Origin of the sequence: Flammeovirga sp. SJP92 (assembly GCF_001583495.1) — a bacterium.
In the GTDB taxonomy this organism is placed as follows: domain Bacteria; phylum Bacteroidota; class Bacteroidia; order Cytophagales; family Flammeovirgaceae; genus Flammeovirga.
Genome location: NZ_LQAQ01000089.1, coordinates 83,285 through 90,909 on the forward strand (window position 1 = coordinate 83,285; position 7,625 = coordinate 90,909).

Here is a 7,625-nt window from a genome sequence, read left to right on the forward strand (position 1 = left end):
ATTATTTATATTTTCTAAGTTGAGTAATAACAGCTCTCATATCTTTTGGATACTCTGCCTCGATGGAGATTTCAGTACCATCCACATCTTTAAACTTTAAAGATCTAGCATGAAGTGCTACACGAGACATCAAAGGCTGTTCTTCTGTGTTGTTTTTTAAGTTGAATTTTCTTCCTTTAATGACAGATAAATAGGGTTTTTCACCACCATATACCTCGTCAGAAATAATAGGGGAACCAATATACGCAAGGTGAATACGAATTTGGTGCATTCTTCCTGTTAGTGGTTTACAAGCCACTAAAGAATGAAATTTATAGATTTCCTCTGTTTTAACAATGGTCTGTGAAGGTTTGCCTTCAATATCAATTCTTACATTCCCTCTACCAGAAACAAGGATATTTCTGTCAATCATGTTTCCTTCAAAGTTTTCTACACCATCAACCACTGCGTGATAGATTTTCTCTACTTCTCTTTTTTCAAATTGAATAGCAAGGTTTCTGTAAGCTTCAGGATTTTTGGCAATAGCCATCACACCCGAAGTTTCTTTGTCCAAACGGTGACATAACTGAGTGTCTCCACCATATTTTTTGGCTTCTTGGTATACTGTAGGTAGTGTTTTATCTCTATCTTCTAGTGATGATATATAAGGAGGTTTATTGACTAAAATATAATTGTCATTTTCAAAAATGATCCACTTCTTAAAATTCGGAATCTTCATTGTCTACTTCTTTGGATAACTTTAAATCGAATGAAAAAGTTGAACCTTTTTCTTCTTCACTTTCCAATGTGATAACTGTGTCATGTCTTTCCAAAATGTGCTTGCAGATTGCTAAGCCCAAACCAGACCCACCTTGTTTTTTCGTTCTACTTTTCTCAACTCGGTAGAACCTTTCAAAGAGTCTGTTTTGGTCTTCTTTTGGAATGCCAATGCCATTGTCTTTGACATGAACAGTAACCGTATCTTCATTGACCTGCAAAATTACTTTAACAAAACCATTTTTGTTATTATACTTAATTCCGTTAACAACTAAGTTGATTACCACCTGTTTTAGACGGTTGTAATCAGCATCAACATAGATAGGATCATCATTTGGAGCCTCTAAAGTAACAAGAATATTTTTCTTTTCTGCTTTTTGCTCTACTTGTTCTAATACATCAACAATCATTACCTGCAAATCAAACTCTTCAAATTCCATAGAAATCTCTCCTGCTTCTATCTTGGAAACAGTCAAAAGATCTTCTACTAGAATGTTTAAAGAATTGAGTGATTTTGCGGCTTTTTTAAGGAATCGGTCTCTGACTTTTTTGTCTTCAACGGCACCATCTAGTAGAGTGAGGATAAAACCTTGAGTGGCAAAGATGGGCGTTTTTAATTCATGTGAAATGTTGGCGAGGAATTCCTTTCTGTATTCCTCCATTTGCTTCAATTGAGCAATTTCCTCTTCCTTCATCTCAGCATAATTCTTAATCTGTGACTTAATACCTGAAATAGGGTTTCTTTCTTTTTGGATTAAGTTGATTGTATCTGGAGATGAAATCTGTTTGTTTCTCAATTCATGGATCTGTCTATGAATATTTCCAACTTCTTTAAAGAAAATAAATTCCAAGACAAAGTAGGTTAGAAGGAATGAAGATGAAAATGAAATGAGCATTCCCACTAATATACCGGTGTGTTCAATGCCTGTTGTAATGGAAAGAAAGGCACCCGTAATACCGCCAATACATAAGGCAAGTAATAATGAAACTGATCTGGCGTTGAAAAACATAAAATTATTAGGATAATATTCCTGGAATTAAGTCCGTTTTTTTCTCCAAGGAAATAAAACCTCATCACCTTAAAAAAGGAAATGAGGTTTTGATTTATAAGTTTGATTTAGAATAGGAGTTAAGATTAAAATCTACCATTCTAGATTTCGAATTTGTAACCAACACCTTTGACAGTCTTGATGTATCCTTCTCCAATTTTTTCTCTTACTCTTCTGATATGAACATCAACTGTTCTTGCTAAAACATACACATCAGTACCCCAAATGTTTCTCAATAAGTCATCTCTATTGAAGACTTTATTAGGGCTTTCTGCTAAGAAGTAAAGCAGTTCAAACTCTTTCTTAGGAAGTGTCTTTGCTTCACCATCGATGTATAATGTATAGCTTGATTTGTCAATAGAGAATTTATCAATATTGATAACGTCTTTTTTCTTAGAAGAAGATTTATTCTTTCTTTTGAAAATAGACTCAATTCTCTTCATCAGTGCTCTTGGCTTTACGGGCTTTACGATATAATCATCAGCACCAACATCAAATGCAGCTACTTCTGAATACTCCTCAGCACGGGCTGTTAAGAAGATTACGTGAGCGTCTGCCAATTCAGGGTTCTCCTTGATTTGTCTACACGCTTCCACTCCGTCCATCACTGGCATCATGATATCTAAAATGATCAGTTCAGGGTGAAACTCCTTGGCTACACCAACCGCTTGTTTTCCATCATTCGCGGTCTTAACGTTATATCCTTCTTTTTGTAAGTTGTAACTTAAAATCTCTACAATATCCGGCTCATCGTCCACCACAAGAATTTTTCTTTCGAGATCTGCTGCCATTTTAATTTGAAATTGATGTTAATTTATAATCTGAATTTAGCTCTAATTTAGAGGTGAAAGTTCATTCTTCAAAGAAATATGCTAATGTGAATAGATATACATGCAATCTATTTACTTAATGTTAACATTAAATTCAAAGAATGAGTGTTATATGCTTTGTTCTTTTTTATAAAGTGAATTTAGCTGAACGGAATCAATTACTACATTATGCTTTTGGTGCAGTTCATCAATCCATTTTTCTTCAAGAAATTCCTGATAATTGGCAATTACACTGCCCTTACATTCATTCAATGATTTTACACTTGGAGCTAAAACATCTTTAATTTCAACAATTATGAATCTATTATTATCTTCAAAAGTATATCTTCCTTTCTCTAATTTTAAATGATCTATGTGAGGGATTTCGCTTTGTACAAAAGTACCTTCTTTATAAGAGATAGAAAGGTTGTTGTTGTTATTCTTTTGCTTCACAAAATCTTCAGTATTTGTTGAGAAATACTTTACATCTACAGTACCTACTTCGCCGTCTTCAAAGTTAGATCTGATTCTATCTTTTGAAATACCATTGGCAACGTACTGGTCAATGATTTTCTGAAGTCTCTTACTCTTCATCGATTTATATTCTCCTTTGTTGACTTCTACATTCAGTAATACAAATAAGGAAGCATCTTGCTTCAATACTTCAGCACTTTTCTTGATATCACTGATTCTGTTTTTATACAAATAAGAACTGTTTTTCTTGAATGTAATAGCGGAAACATCCGAAGGATATACTTGGTAGTAATTAGAATCTAGCATTTCAATTGTTTCATTCATCAATTGTTTGCTGCCTGTATTGTAAATTTCCATTACAGCTCTCGTGTCCCACATGTAGTTATCCTTATTGGCATCATAATACGCTTCTAAAGCATCTGTATCTTGACTTGCTTTATTCCAGACACAGTCTTCCATTACTCTGAACAATAATAATCCATCTTGGTATTCTAAAGCAAGGTGTTTATATTCTGGATATTTTTCTGGTAGATTTTCCTTTTCAACTTCTAAAAGAACAATCTCAGAATATTTTTTGAAGTGGCTGTCTAGTACCTCTTCTAAATCATCATTTTTTGTCTCTTTCTCTTGTTCAACTAGGTACTCTAAGAAATCATTAATAGTGATGCCTTTATCGTCTAATGTAAATACTTTCTTCTTTAAGGTTTTCACATTGATATCTTCTGATTTTTTCCACTCGTTTGTCAAGTAAGTGCTGTCAACTAAAGAGTAGGCTAGGGCTTTGTTTTCTTCAATCACAGTGTAGTTGTTGTCTCTCTTCAATTTCTTGATGAAATCCTTTCTACTCGTCTGAGATCTGCTGTCTCTTTTCACTTTCGTCACCAAAGAGGGGTACATCGTTTCATAAGGAGCAACAGGCTCTTTCTTGAACAAGCGGATGATATGCCAACCGAAATCAGTCTGTACTGGCTGAGAAATTTGTCCTACCTCAGTTAAAGAGCTAACACCTTCTAAGAACTGAGGAGGGAAACGAACTTCGCTTACAGGAGGTAAAATACCTGCATTCTGAGAAGATCTTTTATCATCCGAGAAGTTAGTACACAGTTCATTCCAGTCACCTCCGTTTTGTAGGCTGTCATAAATGCTGAAAACCTTTTGTTTAGCTACTTTCTTATGCTCTTCAGTATCCCTTGGACCACTGTTGATCATGATATGTTGTACTTGAAGATTGCCAAAACGTTCTCTTTTGTCATGTACCTTCAATAAATGGTAGCCAAAGCGTGTTTTGATAATATCAGAAACACTATCGATTTCTGTGTTAAAAGCAGCTTCTTCAAAAGGATAAACCATTTGCAGAGAAGTGAAGTAACCTAAATTGCCCTTGTTTCTTTGTGCTGAAGGATCTTGGGAATATTGTTGTGCTAATTCCTCAAAGGCTTTTCCTTCTTGAAGTTCCTTCTGAATGTCTAAAACTTTATTATATGCAGCAAGTGTGTCTTCAGGAGACGCATTTTCATCTACTTTAATTAATAAATGAGAAGCGTTGACCTCAATTTTTTGTCTTTCATAAGCTTGTTTTACCAAACTGTCATTGAACACCGACTCTGTAAGGTAAGGTTCTTCCAGTTGATGTAAATACATTTTATACTCTGATTTGAAATCAGGCAATGTATCATACCCCAAAGTAACAGCTTCTGCTACTTTTAGTTTAAAATTGATAAATAAATCAAGGTAATTATCAATACTTTCTTTAGAATAATACGCACTGTCATTTACGTAATTTTTCTCGTAGAGGTATATGAAGTTTTCTTTTGAAATGTTGTTTCCATCAATACTGATGATTTTTTCTTCTTTGGTTAAGTCTGATTTCTTCCCAAAAGGTGAACTGGCACACCCGAAAAATAATTGAGAAGTTGTAATTAATAAGAAAAAATTTAGCGTATACTTTAGCATAACTTGATTAAAAAAATTCCAACATGAAAGTAGTAGGAATGTGAAGAACGACGTAATTTGTCTGTTTTGTACAATTAAATACTACTTGAGAAAGTTTGTTTTGAACTCAAGCACTCAATATGTATTTTTTATATGAAAAATTCAAACGAAAAGTAACACTAAAATCACCTCTATTGTATTTTGTACAATTATTTGTCAATAAAAAAGCCACCTGATTCACTCAGGTGGCTTTCTGTGTCGAATTATTAATCTTCTCGGGCCGCTTCTTGCGTTTGTTCAAGATTCTTCGATCTTTTCCTTCTTTCTCTTTTTGACTCTTTAGGTCCTTGTTCCTCTAGCTTCTCAGCTTCCTCCTTGGTGATTTTACCAGCGGCAGCTTCAGCCTCAATTCTGGCTTTTTCTTTTTCCCAAGCCGCTTTCTTCTGCAAATGCTTTTTCAAGTCTTTGTCTACACTAGATTTCAATTTTGTAGCATCAGTGTAGTTGCTAGAGTTGGAATATCTTTCACCAAACTTTTTGTAAGTTTTCAATGATTCTTCAAAACGTTCCTGTTGTTTGTCGAAAACGGAGATTTTTGCCAATTCATATTCGGCTTCCATTTTCTTATACATTACTTCAGGTTTGAAATCTGAGTCAGGGTAATCTTTCATGAAGTTATCATAAGCAATAGCTGCTGCTTTATAATAACGTAAATGAGAATACTGCTTAGAGATTTCAAAGGCTTTCAACTCTAATCGAGCTCTGAGTTCGTCAATCAAATCATTACATTGACTTGCATATTGACTAGTAGGGTATCTGTTGATGAAGTTTTGTAATTCTTCAATTGCCGTTTCAGTACCTGACTGATCCAAGTTGTAATCAGGAGTGTCTTTATACAAAGAATATCCATTCATAAATAAAGCTTCTTCAGCAAATGGACTTCTGTTGTAGGTTTCGTAAAAACTTTTGAAATGATGAGAAGCAATCAAATATTGTTTCTGCTCATATTGACTGTAGGCGTAATAAAATTGGATTTTTTCATATTCGGCTGCACCAACAAATGCACCCATAATGTCTTCAAATAAAACCGAAGCTTTATAAAAGTCTTTATTGTCGTAATAATTTAGAGCGGCATCATATTTTTCATTGATGTCTCTACTTTTTGATATCTTCGAAAACTTAGAACAAGAGAAGGAAAAAGTACCTAAAATTGCACAAGCTAGTATGATCTTCTTTCTTAACATAACTGCAAAACTAGATTTGTGTACCCTTAAATAAAAAGGAAAGCGTGGCTTTGTCTTTAAAAAGTTTGTAATCTATTGATTTAGGGAGGATTAAAATTTTGGTACAATTCATATTTTTTTGTATCCAGTTAAAATTTAGCGTAAAAATAACAGAATAAGTACCTAGTCAAAAATAAGTACACGAAAAAATGCAAAGAACGCATTGGCTTTTTGCAGGTGTATCCCATCTCAATTAGGTAATTGCTAAAACAAAGACCCCCTTTTTACGAAAAAGGAGGTCTTAGTGTGGAAAAATAACCGATTATTTTTTTCTAGTTGAATTTGATACTGCCATAAGCAGACTTCACATAGATCTTCTTTCCAGAATCTTTACTTATTCTATAACCTTCGTATTCAGATGAAGTGTTATGTTCAATAGATTTGTAGATTTCAACTCCATCTGCATTGTTTTTAAAGCTGCCATAACGAGTTTCTGCACTGAATTGGAATGGAGTGTCTTGACTAAAACCTATTTTGATAGAACCATAAGCGGCATCTGCATTGATCTCTTCAAATGAACTGGCCACTTCATTGACTTTGATACTTCCATAATCTGATTCATAATTAAGTGAGTTTCTTAATGTATTTACTTCAAAGTTTGAATAAGCACTTTCTCCAAAAATATCTCCAGCAGTACCGATATTAATGTTACCGTATTTGTCATCTATCTCTAGCTTGTTGGCTTGACCAATGTTCAATTTTCCAAGGTATCGGCTTCTTACTTCTCCTTTTTCAATAAAATCAATTTCACCACTTCCATAGCTTATTCTAATTTTATTGGAAGGACCATTTAGGTCTTTTGTAGTCAATGAACCATAAGCTACATCAAGTACCGAAGTTCCATTGATAGATTCAGTGGTGATGGAACCATACTTATTATGGAAGTCAATGTTAATGTCTTGTGGAGCTGAAATGTGATAGATGATTTTAAATCCTTTCTTGCTGTTGATATTAGTACTACTTGGTACAATGGTCTCAAATTGTACATTTCGACCTGAAGATTGGTTTACAATTCTAATTTGCTCCAACAAATCTTTCGCTTTCTTTTCTGAAGTGTGCCATGCTTGTACTGTCACCTTTACTGTTACATCATCTTGACCTGTGGAAGTTTCCAATATCACATCCCCAAACTTATTTTCTATGGTGATAAGAGATGTCTTGTCAATTTTACTAAAAGTTTCTTTAGTTACTTTCTCTTGCAGATTAGGATGCTGTGCAAACCCAATTGAAGTGAAAATAAAGAATAAGAAAATTGTGTTATATATTATATTGTTTTTTGTCTTCATGATTCCTCTCTGGTTTTGTAGAGTTGATAATAATTT

6 protein-coding genes are annotated in these 7,625 nt (G+C 33.9%); all 6 read right to left on the minus strand.

Annotated elements, in window-relative coordinates; all coding sequences use genetic code 11:
• Nucleotide 1: 1 nt before the first annotated feature.
• Nucleotides 2-718, minus strand: coding sequence for an RluA family pseudouridine synthase (locus AVL50_RS18890; protein ID WP_044209328.1), 717 nt, complete (start codon nucleotides 716-718; stop codon nucleotides 2-4).
• Nucleotides 699-1,766 (minus strand): cell wall metabolism sensor histidine kinase WalK, encoded by a 1,068-nt coding sequence (locus tag AVL50_RS18895; protein WP_062618047.1) that lies wholly within the window; start codon nucleotides 1,764-1,766, stop codon nucleotides 699-701. The genes AVL50_RS18890 and AVL50_RS18895 overlap by 20 nt, the downstream gene beginning before the upstream one ends.
• A gap of 140 nt (nucleotides 1,767-1,906) precedes the next feature.
• The gene (locus AVL50_RS18900) at nucleotides 1,907-2,596 is read right to left on the minus strand and encodes a response regulator transcription factor (RefSeq protein ID WP_062618048.1); all 690 of its coding nucleotides are present in this window, start codon (nucleotides 2,594-2,596) and stop codon (nucleotides 1,907-1,909) included.
• A gap of 147 nt (nucleotides 2,597-2,743) precedes the next feature.
• A complete protein-coding gene (locus tag AVL50_RS18905) occupies nucleotides 2,744-5,041 on the minus strand; it encodes a peptidylprolyl isomerase (RefSeq protein ID WP_062618049.1) in 2,298 nt (765 codons plus the stop codon).
• Between the two features lie 245 nt (nucleotides 5,042-5,286).
• Nucleotides 5,287-6,264, minus strand: a complete 978-nt coding sequence (locus tag AVL50_RS18910; RefSeq protein ID WP_062618050.1) for an outer membrane protein assembly factor BamD — start codon at nucleotides 6,262-6,264, stop codon at nucleotides 5,287-5,289.
• A gap of 311 nt (nucleotides 6,265-6,575) precedes the next feature.
• Nucleotides 6,576-7,625: DUF4097 family beta strand repeat-containing protein (locus tag AVL50_RS18915; protein WP_216639071.1), on the minus strand; the 1,050-nt coding region annotated here is incomplete at its 5' end.